The 15,252-nt window shown below is 63.3% G+C and carries 17 protein-coding genes; 9 read left to right on the forward strand and 8 right to left on the reverse strand.

The genetic code is table 11. The features are described from left to right. Positions 1-98: 98 nt before the first annotated feature. Entirely contained in the window at positions 99-347 is a 249-nt protein-coding gene (locus B0G81_RS28525; RefSeq protein WP_116119050.1) for a hypothetical protein, read from the forward strand. Between the two features lie 56 nt (positions 348-403). Here the strand turns inward: B0G81_RS28525 and B0G81_RS28530 are convergent, their stop codons facing one another. Beyond that, positions 404-1,192, reverse strand: coding sequence for a sulfite exporter TauE/SafE family protein (locus B0G81_RS28530; protein ID WP_106284443.1), 789 nt, complete (start codon positions 1,190-1,192; stop codon positions 404-406). A gap of 246 nt (positions 1,193-1,438) precedes the next feature. Further along, positions 1,439-2,086, reverse strand: coding sequence for a LysE family transporter (locus B0G81_RS28535; RefSeq protein ID WP_121306590.1), 648 nt, complete (start codon positions 2,084-2,086; stop codon positions 1,439-1,441). Positions 2,087-2,424: 338 nt separating this feature from the next. On the opposite strand from B0G81_RS28535, the gene B0G81_RS28540 reads away from it, so the two are divergent. From B0G81_RS28540 to B0G81_RS28555, 4 genes are all read left to right on the forward strand, one after another. Continuing rightward, entirely contained in the window at positions 2,425-3,318 is an 894-nt protein-coding gene (locus tag B0G81_RS28540; RefSeq protein ID WP_134139869.1) for a LysR family transcriptional regulator, read from the forward strand. 236 nt (positions 3,319-3,554) lie between these two features. Further along, positions 3,555-4,532: a hydroxymethylglutaryl-CoA lyase gene (locus tag B0G81_RS28545; protein ID WP_134139872.1), complete on the forward strand. Its 978-nt coding sequence runs from the start codon at positions 3,555-3,557 to the stop codon at positions 4,530-4,532. Further along, positions 4,529-5,770: a CaiB/BaiF CoA-transferase family protein gene (locus B0G81_RS28550; protein ID WP_134139875.1), complete on the forward strand. Its 1,242-nt coding sequence runs from the start codon at positions 4,529-4,531 to the stop codon at positions 5,768-5,770. Before B0G81_RS28545 ends, B0G81_RS28550 begins: the two co-directional genes overlap by 4 nt. 73 nt (positions 5,771-5,843) lie before the next feature. Then, positions 5,844-7,328 (forward strand): MFS transporter, encoded by a 1,485-nt coding sequence (locus B0G81_RS28555; protein ID WP_106284436.1) that lies wholly within the window; start codon positions 5,844-5,846, stop codon positions 7,326-7,328. A gap of 45 nt (positions 7,329-7,373) precedes the next feature. On the opposite strand, the gene B0G81_RS43840 is transcribed toward B0G81_RS28555, so the two are convergent. The 3 genes from B0G81_RS43840 to B0G81_RS28565 all read right to left on the reverse strand — a co-directional run bounded on the left by B0G81_RS43840 (position 7,374) and on the right by B0G81_RS28565 (position 9,907). Continuing rightward, positions 7,374-7,514, reverse strand: coding sequence for a hypothetical protein (locus B0G81_RS43840; protein ID WP_166679071.1), 141 nt, complete (start codon positions 7,512-7,514; stop codon positions 7,374-7,376). 126 nt (positions 7,515-7,640) lie between these two features. After that, positions 7,641-8,108, reverse strand: a complete 468-nt coding sequence (locus B0G81_RS28560) for a hypothetical protein (protein ID WP_134139877.1) — start codon at positions 8,106-8,108, stop codon at positions 7,641-7,643. A 257-nt stretch (positions 8,109-8,365) separates the two neighbouring features. Further along, the gene (locus tag B0G81_RS28565; RefSeq protein ID WP_243856605.1) at positions 8,366-9,907 is read right to left on the reverse strand and encodes a hypothetical protein; all 1,542 of its coding nucleotides are present in this window, start codon (positions 9,905-9,907) and stop codon (positions 8,366-8,368) included. On the opposite strand from B0G81_RS28565, the gene B0G81_RS44820 reads away from it, so the two are divergent. Next, entirely contained in the window at positions 9,882-10,328 is a 447-nt protein-coding gene (locus B0G81_RS44820; RefSeq protein ID WP_243856607.1) for a hypothetical protein, read from the forward strand. The two genes, B0G81_RS28565 and B0G81_RS44820, sit on opposite strands and share 26 nt — an antisense overlap. Positions 10,329-11,161: 833 nt before the next feature. After that, positions 11,162-12,247 (forward strand): glycosyltransferase family 4 protein, encoded by a 1,086-nt coding sequence (locus B0G81_RS28570; protein WP_134139881.1) that lies wholly within the window; start codon positions 11,162-11,164, stop codon positions 12,245-12,247. A 30-nt stretch (positions 12,248-12,277) separates the two neighbouring features. On the opposite strand, the gene B0G81_RS44825 is transcribed toward B0G81_RS28570, so the two are convergent. Together B0G81_RS44825 and B0G81_RS44830 are read right to left on the reverse strand one after the other, a co-directional pair. Continuing rightward, on the reverse strand, positions 12,278-12,802 hold the full coding sequence (locus B0G81_RS44825) for a hypothetical protein (protein WP_243856608.1): 525 nt from the start codon (positions 12,800-12,802) through the stop codon (positions 12,278-12,280). After that, positions 12,759-13,178 carry a hypothetical protein gene (locus tag B0G81_RS44830; protein ID WP_243856609.1) on the reverse strand — a complete coding sequence of 140 codons (420 nt, stop codon included), beginning with the start codon at positions 13,176-13,178 and terminating at the stop codon, positions 12,759-12,761. The genes B0G81_RS44825 and B0G81_RS44830 overlap by 44 nt, the downstream gene beginning before the upstream one ends. Here B0G81_RS44830 and B0G81_RS44835 point away from each other — a divergent pair. Beyond that, on the forward strand, positions 13,177-13,389 hold the full coding sequence (locus B0G81_RS44835) for a hypothetical protein (protein ID WP_243856611.1): 213 nt from the start codon (positions 13,177-13,179) through the stop codon (positions 13,387-13,389). The genes B0G81_RS44830 and B0G81_RS44835 overlap by 2 nt on opposite strands. Positions 13,390-13,986: 597 nt before the next feature. Here the strand turns inward: B0G81_RS44835 and B0G81_RS43845 are convergent. Further along, on the reverse strand, positions 13,987-14,235 hold the full coding sequence (locus tag B0G81_RS43845; RefSeq protein WP_166678905.1) for a hypothetical protein: 249 nt from the start codon (positions 14,233-14,235) through the stop codon (positions 13,987-13,989). Between B0G81_RS43845 and B0G81_RS28580 the strand changes: the two genes are divergently transcribed. Next, positions 14,143-15,228, forward strand: a complete 1,086-nt coding sequence (locus tag B0G81_RS28580; RefSeq protein ID WP_134139884.1) for a glycosyltransferase family 4 protein — start codon at positions 14,143-14,145, stop codon at positions 15,226-15,228. The two genes, B0G81_RS43845 and B0G81_RS28580, sit on opposite strands and share 93 nt — an antisense overlap. Positions 15,229-15,252 lie beyond the last annotated feature (24 nt).

The following is a 15,252-nucleotide window of genomic DNA, read 5'->3' on the forward strand; positions in this document are numbered from 1 at the left end:
TGAACGGCGGCACGGCCACGGTCCGTCTGTGCGCTGTGACACACTGCCGACGCACTTCAGAGCGTACTGTGAGGCGTTGGGAACCGGAGTCAAACGCCATGGAAACCCCGCTTTTGCGTTATACCGATCTACCCATCGGCGATCGGGCGGCTTTCGAACTGGTGTGCGCGCGGCACGGTTTCGCGCCGGCCCATTTCGACATCAGTGCCTGCGCGGATCCGGGCGATGTGGCGCACGAGCGTCTCGTCACCGTGCGGCGCGGCGGCTGGGCGCAGTCCTATCACGATCGTCACGGTCAATGGATCCGGCAGTTCGAGTCCGATCTGACCTGCCGGTTCTTCAAGTAGCCGCGGGACTTTCGCGTTGCCGCGCGTCGATTTGCTCGTTTCGGCGTCAGCCGGTTTCAGGCCAGCACGAGGCGCACGCCGACCAGCGTGAGCGTGGCGGCGAGCAGGTTGCGCAGCAGCGCGTCCGGCGCGCGCGAGGACAGATAGCTGCCGATCGCGATGCCCGGCAGCGATCCCACCAGCAACGACAGCAGCATCGACCAGTCGACCGAACCCAGCAGCCAATGGCCCGCGCCCGCCAGCAGGGTGAGCGGCACCGCGTGCGCGATGTCCGAGCCGACGATGCGCGTGGTGGGCAGCAGCGGATAGAGCAGCAGCAACACCGTCACGCCGATCGCGCCCGCCCCGACCGAAGTCAGCGACACCAGCACGCCGAGCACCGCGCCGGTCAGCATGGTGAGCGCGAGCGTGCGTCCCTGACTCGGCGTGCGCAGTTTGCGCGCGCCGAGTGCCGCGAGTTGCGGACGAAACACCAGCGCCACCGCCGTCACCAGCAATGCCACGCCGAGCACGACCTGGATCAATCGGCTGGCGCCGGGCGTGTCCATCCCATAACGATGCAGCAGGATCAGCGTGATGGTGGCCGCCGGCACGCTGCCGGCGGCGAGGCGCAGCGTGACCTGCCAGTCGACGGAGCCCTTTAGGCCGTGCACCAGCGTGCCGGTCGCCTTGGTCGCCGCCGCGTACAGCAGGTCGGTGCCGACCGCGGTGGCCGGATGCACGTTGAACAGCAGGACGAGGATCGGCGTCATCAGCGAGCCGCCGCCGACGCCCGTCAATCCGACCAGAAAGCCGACAAACAGGCCGGAGATGGAGTACAGCAGATCGATGTGGGGAAGTGCCATTGAGCGGACCGCTAACGGTCGGGTGGGTTGGACGGGTTATAGGCGGCAAGGCCGGCGCGCCGGCCTTCGACAGTCGATGGAGGGCGGCGGGAGGGCCGCCGCGGCGCGGCGAAAGCCGCTATTGTCGCAAAACCGCTGCGTTTGCGTATGAAGCGATGCGCGTACGGTCGATCAACGTTGGCATGTTGGGCCGGCTCACGGCTCGTGGCTTTCGGTGCAGGCGTACGGCGATGTGTTGTCGCTCGCTCAAAGCGCCCGGCGAATTTCCACGACGCCGAACGCCGCCAGCGTGAACCCGACAATCCGGTCGATGGCCACGCGCAGTTTGCTGCCAATCGCATGGCGCGCGAGCGACACCACGGTCACGAGAAAACACCACCACGCGATCGAGCCGCAAAACACGCCGCCTACCGTGGTCAGCGCAACGCTCGATGAAAACGCGCCGCGCGGGGCGAGCGTGGTGAACAGCGCGGCGAACATGATGACCGTTTGCGGATTGGTCAGCGTGAGCAGCAAGGAACTCGCGTACGCGCGCAGTGCACCGGCGCGGCCCACCTGCGCGAGTTTGCCGTTGCCTTCGCCGTTGCCGTTCGGCGCATCGGCGGGCGCTTTTTGCAGCAGCGTGCGCACACCCAGATACAACAGGAACAACCCGGCCAGCAGATGCAAGGGGCGGTCGTACGCGAGCATGAATTGCGAAATGCTGACGAGGCCGAGCGCCGCGATCAGACCATAGGCGGCGTCGCCGGTTGCGATGCCGAAACCGATGGCAAGCCCGGCCTGCGGACCGCCGGTCAGCGTGCGGCGGATGCACAGCATACCCATCGGGCCGACCGGCGCGGCAATCGCGAGGCCGACGCCCGCGGCGGTGAGGAAGAGACTGGTGGTGGACATGGCTATCTCTGGTTGATTGTTCTGGTTCGTGCCGCGATTCGCTCGCTGTGCAAAGGTTCGCGGCCGGCAAGGCCCTCAGGATAGCCAGACCGGAAATGCCGGGCAAGTGCCGATGTGATTGCAGGTTGAAGCGAGACGGGTCGTCTAAGCGGCTTGCATGACCAAGTGATCCATGCGCCGGCTCGGCTGAAACAATCCCGGCAACCCAGGCAACCCAGGCAACCCAGGCACCCCAGGCACCCCAGGCAACTCCCGCGGTGGATACCCTGGGATGGCCTCGGCCGCCGTCGTCGTCGGGCATAATTTTCCCACTTCAAACCTTGGGAGCACGCCCGCTCATGTGGCAGATCGATCAGGTGACCTTGCGCTTGTTCATTGCCGTCTGCGAGGAAGGTACGATCGCGCGCGCGGCCGAACGCGAGTTCATCGCGCCGTCTGCGGTCAGCAAGCGGCTCGCCGATCTCGAGGCGCTGGTCGACGTCGCGTTGCTGTCGCGCAGCCAGCGCGGCGTGCGCGCGACCGCCGCGGGCGAGGCGCTGCTGCGGCATGCGCGGCTCATCATGCGCAGCCACGAACGCCTGCAGGCCGAACTCAGCGAATACGCAGCCGGCGCGCGCGGCCATGTGCGCGTGCTGGCGAACGTGTCGTCGATGGTCGAGTTTCTGCCTGAGGCGCTCTCGGCGTTTCTGAAAGCGAACCCGCGAATTCGCGTGGACGTCGAAGAGCGCGTCAGCGCGGAGATCGTGCGAGGGTTGGAAGAGGGCGTCGCCGATCTCGGCATTTGCCGCGACGCGGTGCCGCTGGGCAGTCTCGACGTCGTGCCCTATCGCTCCGATCATCTCGCGCTGATCGTGCCGCGCAATCATCCGCTCGCGGGCGAGGCCGCGATCAGCTTCGAGCAGACGCTGGCGTTCGACCACCTCGGACTCTCGTCGAATGCATCGGTGAACGCGCTGATGCAGCGCATCGCGGTGGAGAAGGGCCACGAACTCAACTATCGCACCTACGTGTCGACGTTCGACGCCGCCTATCGTTTCATCCAGGCCGGCCTCGCCGTGGCGATCCTGCCGCGCGAAGCGCTGCCCCGCCATGCCGCCGACGAATACGGCATCATCGCCGTGCCCTTGCGCGAAGCCTGGGCCGAACGGCGCTTCGTGATTTGCATGCGCGACCGCCAGGCGCTGACGCTCGCCGCGTCGCATCTGCTCGATCATCTGTTGAACGCGGTGTGAGGCGAAGCCCGCGGACCCAGCGGCGATCCGCGCATCAAGGCCCTCTGAAAAGCCCTTAAGGGTTTCCCCTTTGCGACGGCTCACGCCCGTCCCGCTTGCCTGAGCCGTCATCGCGAGCGGCGATGGAGTGCGTCGCCAACGCAGACTTTCGCGCACGCCGATGCGCGGGCACGCTGTCACTCAGTTGCTTCATCTCCCCGCATTCTCCGCGGCATTCAAGACCGGGATTCAAGACCATGAGTGACATCCAGGAGCGCGTCGTCGTGACCGAAGTCGGTATGCGAGACGGTCTGCAAAGCATCGCCCGCACGATGCCCACCGAGTTCAAACGGCGCTGGATCGACGCCGCCTATGCGGCCGGCTTGCGCCATATGGAAGTCGCCTCGTTCGTGCCGGCGAAGCTGCTGCCGCAGATGGCCGACGCCGACGAAGTCATCGCCCACGCGCTCGCCTACGACGATCTGATCGTGACGGCGCTGGTGCCGAACGTGAAGGGTGCGCAGCGCGCGCTCGAATCCGGCGTGCACCGGATCGTCGCGCCGATTTCGGTGAGCACCGCGCATAGCCTCGCGAACGTCCGTAAGACGCCGGCCGAGATGATCGAGGCCTTCGCGGCGATGCGCGAGTTGATCGACGGCGCGTCGAAAGCGGGCGCGCGGCGCGTCGAATTGATCGCCGGGTTATCGACGGTGTTCGGTTGCACGCTGCAAGGGGCGGTGCCGTACGCGGATATCGCCGCGATCGCCCGCGCCGCGGCGCAAGCGGGCGCCGATGTGATCGCGCTCGGCGACACCACAGGCGAAGCGACGCCGCGCCAGGTCGGCGAGATCATCGAACTGGTGCGCGACGTCGTGGGCGGCAAGCTGCGCTCGCTGCATTTCCACGACACGCGCGGTCTCGGTCTCGCCAACACGCTGGTCGCGCTGCAACACGGCATCCGCGAATTCGACGCGTCGCTTGCGGGGCTCGGTGGCTGTCCGCATGCGCCGGGCGCGACAGGCAACGTCAACACCGAAGACCTTGTGTTCATGCTCGACAGCATGGGCTATGAGACCGGCATTGACCTCGACCGTCTGCTCGCGTCGCGCGCCGTGCTCGCCGACGCATTGCCCGGCGAACCGCTGTACGGCTATCTGGCGCGCGCCGGCTTGCCCAAACAGTTCAGCGCCGCCCGTCAACGTTTCGAATCCTCCGACTCGCAGGTACTGCAATGAATCCGCTTTCTTCTCCTCCTTTTTCTTCGGCGCCGCAGCCGCAGTCTGGCGCGCTGCCGCTCGCGGGCATTCGCGTGGTCGAGTTGTCGCATATGGTGATGGGCCCGACCTGCGGGATGATTCTCGGCGACCTCGGCGCCGAAGTGATCAAGGTCGAACCGCCGCGCGGCGACGGCACGCGTCGTTTGCTCGGCACCGGCGCGGGCTTTTTTCGCACCTTCAATCGCAACAAGAAAAGCGTGGCGCTCGACCTCGATAGCGAAGCGGGACTGGCCGCGCTGCACAAGCTGGTCGATACCGCCGATGTGTTCGTCGAGAACTTCAAGCCCGGCCGCATGGCGAGCCTCGGTCTCGATTACGCCTCGCTGCGCGAGCGCAATCCGAAGCTTATCTACGTCTCGCACAAAGGCTTTCTGAACGGTCCCTACGAACACCGTCTCGCGCTCGACGAAGTCGTGCAGATGATGGCCGGCCTCGCTTATATGACGGGACCGGTGGGCCGCCCGCTACGCGCGGGCAGTTCGGTCAACGACATCATGGGCGGCATGTTCGGCGCGATCGGCGTGCTCGCCGCCTTGCACGAACGGCACGCGAGCGGCTGCGGCAAGGAGGTGCAGAGCGCGCTGTTCGAGAACTGCGTGCTGCTCTCCGCGCAGCACATGCAGCAGTTCGCCGCGACCGGCGTGCCCGCCGCGCCGATGCCCGAGCGCATCAGCGCATGGGCCGTGTACGACGTGTTCACGCTCGCCAACGAAGAGCAGATGTTTATCGCCGCGACCGGCGACGGTCAGTGGCGCGCGCTGTGCGCGATTCTCGGCCGGGCGGATCTGCTGGCCGACCCGCGCCTCACCACCAACAACGACCGCGTGCAGGCGCGCGAATGGTTGCTGCGGACGCTCGGCGAAACGCTGCGGCAGTTCGAAGGCGCGGCACTGGTGCCGCAGTTCGAGCGTGACCACATTCCGTTCGCGTCGATCACGAAACCCGAAGAGCTGTTCGACGATCCGCATCTGAACGAGAGCGGCGGTCTCGCTCGCCTGACGCTCGACGACGGCAGCGAAACCGCCATGCCGCTGCTGCCGATTTCACTCGACGGTGCGCGTCTGCAACCGCGTCAACCGATCGCGAAGATTGGCGAGCACACCGCGCAAGTGCTACGCGATCTGGGCTACGACGAAGCGCAGATCGCGGTGTTGAACGGCGGCTCGAATCAGATGCCGCGTGAAGCCGCTGCCTGAGCGCTGTGCTCGACGCATCGAACGTAGTCAAATCAATCTCATCCGGCGCAAGACCGGACCAAGGAGACAGACGATGAAGTCGTCGAATCAAGCGGTGTATGCAACGGCGGTCGGCGATGCCGGCGCGCTCGGTGGATTGCCCTCTGGCGCGGGCGCATCCGCGAATGGCCTTGCCGACGAAATCGCGCGGGACGGTGCGCGCATTTCCGCGCGGCTCGACCGGCTGCCGGCCACGCGTTCTATCTGGAAGCTGGTGATGCTGCTGAGCCTCGGGCTCTTCTTCGAACTGTATGACCTGATGTTCTCCGGTTACATCGCACCGGGACTCGTGCGCAGCGGCATTCTCACCGCGACGACACACGGGTTGTTCGGCACGAGCGGTGTGGCGAGTTTCATTGCGGCGTTGTTCGCGGGTCTGTTCATCGGCACGGCCGCGTGCGGGTTTCTCGCCGATCGTTTCGGCCGTCGAGCGATCTTCACGTGGTCGCTGCTCTGGTACACGGCGGCCAACATCATCATGGCGTTCCAGGATACGGCGCTTGGGCTCAATCTATGGCGTTTCATCGCGGGAATCGGGATTGGCGTGGAGATCGTCACGATCGGCACGTACATCTCCGAACTCGTGCCGAAGCATGTGCGCGGCCGGGCGTCGGCATGTGCGCAGGCAGTCGGGTTTTGCGCGGTGCCGATTGTCGCGTTTCTCTCGTATCTGCTGGTGCCGCATCGTTACTTCGGTATGGATGGCTGGCGTCTGGTCGTGCTGACCGGCGTGGTCGGCGCGATCGTGGTGTGGTGGATTCGCCTGCGTTTGCCGGAGAGCCCGCGTTGGCTCGCGCAGAAAGGCCGGATCGACGAAGCGGACGCGATCATGACGCGGCTGGAAGCACGCGTCGAGCGTGAATACGGACGGCCGCTGCCGGAACCGGCGTTGCCCGAACCGGTGCGCGCACGGGCGGCGTTTCGCGATCTGCTGGTGCCCCCGTATCGCAGGCGCACGTTGATGCTGATCGTCTTTCACGTATTTCAGACGATGGGGTATTACGGCTTCGCGAACTGGATTCCGACCTTGCTGATCAAACAGGGCATTACGGTGACGACGAGTCTGATGTACGCGAGCATCATCGCGATTGCCGCGCCGCTCGGACCATTGCTGGGCTTGCTGATTGCCGACCGCTTCGAGCGTAAGACGGTGATCGTCTGCATGGCGGCGGTGAACGTGGTGTGCGGCCTGGCGTTCAGCCAGGCGCGCGAGACGGTCTTGCTGGTGAGCCTTGGCGTGTGTCTCGTGCTAGCGGGAAATATTATTTCGTATAGCTATCACGCGTATCAGGCCGAGTTGTTTCCGACCAGTATCCGGGCGCGGGCTGTGGGATTCGTTTATTCGTGGAGCCGGATTTCGGCGATGTTCTCCGCGTTCGTGATCGCGGGATGTTTGAGCCGCTTTGGCGTGGACGGCGTGTTCGTGTTTATTTCCGGAGCGATGGCAGTGGTGATGCTGGCCATTGGAATGCTCGGGCCGAAGACACGTGACGTGGCGCTGGAGGATATTTCGAAGTAATTCGCTGATGAGAATGCCCGCCTGTGTGTGGCGGGCTTGCTTGCTTTAGTGCTTCTTCTGCGTTGCTGACACGCTCGGTGCTACGCGGATCGGCGGCGCGCCGGATGGCGAAGTGGCGGGTTGGGGTTTCTTCGCCTGCTTCGGTTTCTTGACTTCGCGGTTACTGCGCATTTGACCTTTTGCCATGATGGACTCCCCAATTGGCGGTTTTTGCTCTACATACGAGCAATACGCTAGTGTGCGCCTGTTTTAGCACTTTATGTTGGGGTTTCTGTTTTCAGGGCGCTTGCCTGGCTTGGGTCGCAGCGAAACTTACATCAGGCCCAGCAGCCTGGCTGGCGCGCAAGTCACGCAAGAAATCTGGCCGGTTTTTTCCAGTGCGATGAAAGCAATTGCCAGCGACACGAGAATAATCGACGCGACGGCGAATATCTGTTTCTTGCGCGAGCGTCGCGAAACGGCGTCGGCAGCGGCCGCCCTCTCGGGCACGGCAGCCACGGTCTGCTCCGCTACTGCGGGCTCCGCATGCAGCGCGTCGACATCCTTGACGAGTTCCGAGAGCACGCCCAGTTTTTTGCCCACAATCTTTCGCTTGAGATGGACGCGCTTGAGTTCGCTCTCGAGTTCGGTGAAATACGACTCCAGCGAATTCGATTCGGCTTTCAACCGTTCGAGCATCGACGATACGTCTTCGGCTGCTTCAGGTGTGGGGAGGGGAATGTTGTGATTCCAGCTTTCAGCGATCGGATTTCTGTAGTTCATCTGGTAGGTGTTGCTCACGTCTTACCTCGCCCGCTGAGATTACTGGCCTATCGACCGTTAAAAGGAATAGTGGATTGTAGGCAGCCCAAACTTGCTTAGCTATAAGACAAATCTCAAGGTATTGGTGCGATCCTGCGACATCGTGGCTCGTTTTCGATACCGGCCTTGCGGTGCCTGTTTCGAACGGTCAAAAAAAGAACGTCAGCCGGCCCATGAGCCGGCTGACGTTTTCATGTCCGCCGAGTACCCGAATCCGGGTCTGTCAAACGCGCGCCTTACATAGCGGCGTAACCCACCGGCGTCGTCGCGTTGGCCTTGGCGACCGACGCATTGTTCGACACCACATACACCGGCGATTCGGTCAGGTTGAGCGTCAGCACACCATTGCTGTAGTTCGCATTGGTTGCGTTGCCCATCATGTCCACCACCTTCACGGTGCCGCTCGTGCCCGGCGCGTCGACGTTGAGGCTGTACGCAACGCTATAGGTCGAGCTGAAGCCCGCGCTCGCGCTCCACACGTTATTGTTGTGCGCCCACAAGGCGGTGACGACCGCGCCGTTGCCCACTTGCTGGAACGCGTAGGCGTAGACGCCGGTGGGCGTGCCGTTCACCGGACCGAGTGTGGTGGTGCCATCGAGCGTGTGCGTCATCGCGCTGATCGCCATGGCGACCGGCTTCGGACTGATATTGGTCGCGCCGTACGCGCCTTGCGCATCGCTCAGGTCAAAGAAGGTGCCGTAGCCGACTTCGTCCGGATAGTCCGCGCCGTAGAACACGTAGGTCTGATCCGCGCCTTCGCCGAGCGTGATGATGTGCATGCGCGCCGCGACCGCCGCTTGTGCGTACAACACGTTCGCGGTCGGATAGTTCGGACCGTACGACGTGCCGAGGTCGTAGCTGATGCCCGCTTCCGTCGAGAACAGATGCATGCCGGTCCGATAGTCGCTGGCCATTTCCGCGCGCAGGTTGCGCATCTGGCCGCGCAATGAACCGTCGGCGGTGGACGGGTCGCTGTCGTAGCGCTCAGGCGGATGCGACGGCGACGTGCCCGCGTCGTAGTAACCATGCGTGGCGACCGCGTCGATGTATTGGCCGAAGCCGAGCGACGCGAGGCGCTTCAGGTGCGAAGTGGTCAGGCTCGGAAATGCATCGGCCGGGCCCATCACCATCGCGTGCGGGTCGGTCGAATGAATGCCCTGGTAGGCCGCCTGGTACAACGCGACAAAGTTGGCGTCAGTGTCGGTCCACATCTGGTTCGGTTCCCACGTCACCTGATAGTAGTTCGCCGACTGGGTCGGGAAGTACGCGGCGCGAATCGCGTTCGATTCCGTGCCGACACGGCTCATATAGCTCTGGTAGTACGACATGTCGGTCGGCAGCCTCGTGTCGTCCTGGAAGGCGCCGGTGCTGCTCGCCCACGCGGGAATGCCGTCGAGGCGGATCAGGCGCATCACGTTGCCGCTCTTGTAGAACGAGTCGAGATTATTCGCCGACGGGTTGAACGTGTTCGGTCCGTTCGGTTCCGTGCTGGATAGCTGGCGATCGTCGATGGTCGACGAAATGCCCAGCGCGGCGAGCAGCGGACCGTTGTCGTTCGCGCCCTGCATGCCGAAGCGATGCTGCTCCTGGCGCGCATACGTCACGGCCGGAACGACGCCGGACAGGTTCGGCGTCACGCCGAAGCTGGCGATGCCGACCGGACGCGTGCCGGCTTGCGGCAACTGTCCGCCGTTCTTGGCCAGCGTGCCCGTCGCCGCGAAATAGCCGGCGAGTGTCGAGGTGCAATCGAACGTGATGGTTTTCGCGCCGCTCGGCACGGCGGTGCTGCCGCTCGCGGCGACGCGGCCGAGCGTGTCGGTGACGGCCCAGTTCAGCGTGTCCGCGCTCGGCGCGTTGGTGTTGAAGACGAGCTGGAAGGTGCTGCCGGACGCGAAGATGCGCGTGCCGTCGGCGCTCGGCGTATCGGCCGAGATCGTTGCGCTGCCCGAGCCGCCCGACGTGGTCGGCGAGGCGCAGCTCATCGCCGCGGTGGCGCCCGTGGCGCTCAATGCAGCGGTGCCGGTGCTGGCGTTGCCGGCGGCGGAGGTGCTGGCGGAACTGCTTGAACCGCTGGTGCCGCCGGACTGGGCTGCCGCGGTGCTGGCGGCGCCGTTACTGCCGCCGCCACCGCCGCCGCATCCGGCGAGCGCGAGAGAGAGTGTCGAGAGTAGGAGTAGTCGTGATTTCATCAATCTGTAAGCAATGCGTTAGCTGATCGTGCGTCTACGTCCTCGCGCAAAGCGCGTTGGGGAGGTCGAGCGAACAGCGGGGTTCATTTGCAAGCCAGCCGATGACCGAGGCTTCGACACTGGCGTCCTGAGTGCGCAGCGTCGTGACTGCGCGAGGGTGATGCCTTCCCGGGATGCCGGCTCCGAAGCGCTTCTGTGCAAGAAGCGTTTGTCATACGAAACCGCACCGCTGACATGAGCGGGTTTTGGCGGAATCGGACGACCGGGGAAAGTACGACGAAAACGGCCAGCCTATTGAGGAGTGCGCGATTCAGATCGCAGCACGTGAAGTCACCGCGCGAGCGGACGAATTTTTTACTGTCCGTAGGCTGGAACAGCTCAGTTTGGGAAGAATCGACCGCAACGATACGCATTAGTATGCTTAAAAGACGTAACGAGTCGTTACGTATGAACATTGATGCAGTACTAATTGCTTTGTTCGTACGAACATATCTGTCAGGCAAGACTAGTATTTATCCGCCACATCGAATTAGGGTCGTAAAAATTTGAAACGGATGCCTAACTATCCGGCGAGATCAATCGACTGAGAAATGGGCGTTAGCGCTCATTGGTCAGCCGAAAAGCTCTTAGGGTTGGCGTAAAAGTGCTGGACCTTGGGTGTAAGGTTTCTTCGCGACATGGACTTCGCAGCGGAACTGTCGCTGTTTTACGAAAGCATTGATGCGCTCCGAAAAGCGGAACGCGCCAACCACGATGTTGGATGCCGGCGTTATTTTGCGTCTGCAATAACGGGGGCGGCATCCCTCCGCTGCGCAAAAAGGCGGTTATCCAGAGAGATAGATCGTGAGGATTCTTCAACTGGTTCATGCACCGCGTTTGTCCGGGGCGGAAGTACTCGTAAAGGGATTGGCCATTCATCATCAGCGCGGCGGCCATGAGGTCTGCATGACATCGCTGCTCCCGGAGCAGGAGGATTTCGCCGCCATTCACGCGGAACTTCAGGCGGCCGGCGTCACGTGTCTGTTTCCCGAGGTTCGCTACGGCAGGGTGGGAAAGCTGCTGCACCTGTATCGCGTGGTGCGGCGGTTCCGGCCGGATTTCATCGTCGCTCATGCCACGCTTGCCGCGCTGTACGTGCGCCTTCTGCCGGTCCATACGCCGATTGCGTGGGTCATGCATTCCGGCGTCAACGATTTCGAGAACGGCGCGCTCAAGCGGGCCGAACGCCTGCTCTCACGGCGGGCGAGAGCCATCATCGGCGTGTCGCAGCAGAATATCGACGACTACCTTCGGGAGATTGGCCGGCATCCCTCCATGGTCGTGATTCCGAATGGCGTGGATGCGCAATTGTTCTCGGAAGGCAACGATGTCGCCGCGCCGGACATCGGCATGCACCCGAAGCAGATCGTCCAGCTCGGCCGCTATATCGAAGGCAAGAGCCAGCTGGACACGATCCGCGCATTCGAACGCGTGCTGCAATCGGAGCCGGAGGCGCGTCTGCTGTTGTGCGGCGTCGTCGAAGATCTCGACTATCACCGGGCGGTGCTGTCGCTGGTTCGTCAGCTCGGCCTGGAAAACAGGGTGACGGTGGGCGGGCCGCGTTCCGACGTCGCCGCGATTCTGCGCGCCTCGCGGGTCTTCGCGATGCCGTCGCGTTTCGAAGCACAGAGCATTGGTTTTCTCGAGGCGCTTGCGTCGGGCATTCCAGTCGTGGCGAGCCGGATTCCCTCGTTCGGTTTTGCGAGCGCGTTCGCCGGCGTCAGCCTGGTCGATACGACCGACGCCGAAGCCTACGGCCGCGCGTTGTTGCACGCGCTCGACACGCCGCGCGCGAACCGGCAGCTGGCCGGCTACACGCTGCACGACACCGCGGATCGTTACATGACGATCGCGCGGAAGTTTGTTCACCCGCTGCAGGTTTCGGCCTGAGGTCGATCGGACCGGCCGTCTTGCGTAACGTTACTGCGCGAGCCGGTCGATTCGCACCGTCTCCGAGAAAAGCCCCGGCAGTTTGCCGAGTTCCTGAGCTTCGCCCAGCGCCAGGCCGTTCCCGGATGGATAGCGCGTGATTGACGGCGCGCCGCCGGTGAAATAGAAATCGCCGAGGGTCGCGTCGGTCCGGCGAAACAGCACGAGTGCCGTCCCATGTTCCGCCTTGTACATGGCGATGAAATTCGCGTCGGTGTCGCGCCATGGCAGACCGCCGTCGGCGTCCGGTTCCCACGTCACCTGATAGTAGTTCGCCGATTGGGTCGGGAAGTACGCGGCGCGAATCGCGTTCGATTCCGTGCCGACACGGCTCATATAGCTCTGGCAGTACGAAATATCGGTCGGCAGCGTCATGTCGTCCTGGAACGCGCCGGTGCTGCTCGCCCAGGCGGGAATGCCGTCGAGGCGGATCAGACGCATCACGTTGCCGCTCTTGTAGAACGAATCGAGATTATTGGCCGACGGGTTGAACGTGTTCGGGCCGTTCGGTTCCATGGTGGAGAGCGCCGGACAGGTTCGCCGTCACACCGAAGCTCGCGATGCCGACCGGACGCGTGCCGGCTTGCGGCAACTGACCGCCGTTCTTCGCGAGCGTGCCCGTCGCCGCGAAATAGCCGGCGAGCGTCGAGGTGCAATTGAACGTGATGGTCTTCGCGCCGCTCGGCACGGCGGTGCTGCCGCTTGCGGCGACACGGCCGAGCGTGTCCGTGACGGCCCAGTTCAGCGTGTCCGCGCTCGGCGCGTTGGTGTTGAAGACGAGCTGGAAGGTGCTGCCGGACGCGAAGATGCGCGTGTTGTCGGCGCTTGGCGTATCGGCGGAGATCGTTGCGCTGCCCGAGCCGCCCGACGTGGTGGGCGAGGCGCAGCTCATGGCCGCGGTGTTGCCTGCGGCGTTCAGCGCAGCGGTGCCGGTGCTGGCGTTGCCAGCGGCGGACGTGCTGGCCGAACTGTTTGGGCCGGCGGTGCCGGCTTGGGCTGCCGCGGTGCTGGCGGCGCCGTTACTGCCGCCGCCACCGCCGCATCCGGCGAGTGCCAGGGAGAGTGTCGAAAGAAGGAGTAGTTGTGATTTCATCAATCTGTAAGCAATGCGTTAGCTGATCATGGGTCGACGTCCTCGCGCAAAGCGCGTTGGGAGGTCGGGTGAACAGCGGGGTTCATTTGCAAGCCAGCCGATGACCGAGGCTTCGACACTGGCGTCCTGAGTGCGCAGCTTCGCGGCTGCGCGAGGGTGATGCCTTCCCGGGATGCCGGCCCCGAAGCGCTTCTCTGCGGAGAAACGTTCGTCATACGAAACCCACCGCTGACACGAGCGGATTTGGCGGAATCGGACGACCGGGGAAGGTACGACGAAAACGGCCAGCGTGTTGAGGAACAGCGCGATTCAGATCGCAGTACGTGAATTCATGGCTGGGCCAATGAATTTTTTACTGTCCTGCAAGCTAGACAAGCCGATTTGGGAAGAATCGACCGCAACGATACGCATTAGTATGCTTAAAAGAAGTAACGAGTCGTTACGTATGAACATTAATGCAGTACTAATTGCTTTGATCGCACGAAAATATCCGTCAGGCGAAACCAGTATTTTTCCGCCATGAAGAATTGGGGTCTTATTTATTTGAAATGGATGCCTAACTATCTGGCGCGGCTAATCGACTCAGAAATGGGCGCTAGGGAAACGCCTATTTATTCAGCTCGGAGGTGATCGCTGGCGTAGCTGAGGACGTTAAGAAGGAACGCGCCATACGATGTTGGATGCCGACGTTATTTGGGGTCTGCAATAACGGGGGCGGCATCCCTCCGCTGCGCAAAAGGGCGGTTATCCAGAGAGATAAATCGTGAGAATTCTTCAACTGGTTCATGCACCGCGTCTGTCCGGCGCAGAAGTACTCGTAAAGGGATTGGCCATTCATCATCAGCGCGGTGGCCATGAGGTCTGCATGACATCGCTGCTTCCGGAGCAGGACGATTTCGCCGCCATTCATGCAGAACTTCAGGCAGCCGGCGTCACGTGTCTGTTTCCCGAGGTTCGCTACGGCAGGGTGGGAAAGCTGCTGCACCTGTATCGCGTGGTGCGACGGTTCCGGCCCGATTTCATCGTCGCTCATGCCACGCTTGCCGCGCTGTACGTGCGCCTTCTGCCGGTCCATACGCCGATTGCGTGGGTCATGCATTCCGGCGTCAACGATTTCGAGAACGGCGCGCTCAAGCGGGCCGAACGCCTGCTCTCACGGCGGGCGAGAGCCATCATCGGCGTGTCGCAGCAGAATATCGACGACTACCTTCGGGAGATTGGCCGGCATCCCTCCATGGTCGTGATTCCGAATGGCGTGGATGCGCAATTGTTCTCGGAAGGCAACGATGTCGCCGCGCCGGACATCGGCATGCACCCGAAGCAGATCGTCCAGCTCGGCCGCTATATCGAAGGCAAGAGCCAGCTGGACACGATCCGCGCATTCGAACGCGTGCTGCAATCGGAGCCGGAGGCGCGTCTGCTGTTGTGCGGCGTCGTCGAAGATCTCGACTATCACCGGGCGGTGCTGTCGCTGGTTCGTCAGCTCGGCCTGGAAAACAGGGTGACGGTGGGCGGGCCGCGTTCCGACGTCGCCGCGATTCTGCGCGCCTCGCGGGTCTTCGCGATGCCGTCGCGTTTCGAAGCACAGAGCATTGGTTTTCTCGAGGCGCTTGCGTCGGGCATTCCAGTCGTGGCGAGCCGGATTCCCTCGTTCGGTTTTGCGAGCGCGTTCGCCGGCGTCAGCCTGGTCGATACGACCGACGCCGAAGCCTACGGCCGCGCGTTGTTGCACGCGCTCGACACGCCGCGCGCGAACCGGCAGCTGGCCGGCTACACGCTGCACGACACCGCGGATCGTTACATGACGATCGCGCGGAAGTTTGTTCACCCGCTGCAGGTTTCGGCCTGAGGTCGATCGGACCGGCCGTCTTGC

The organism is Paraburkholderia sp. BL6665CI2N2 (assembly GCF_004366535.1).
In the GTDB taxonomy this organism is placed as follows: domain Bacteria; phylum Pseudomonadota; class Gammaproteobacteria; order Burkholderiales; family Burkholderiaceae; genus Paraburkholderia.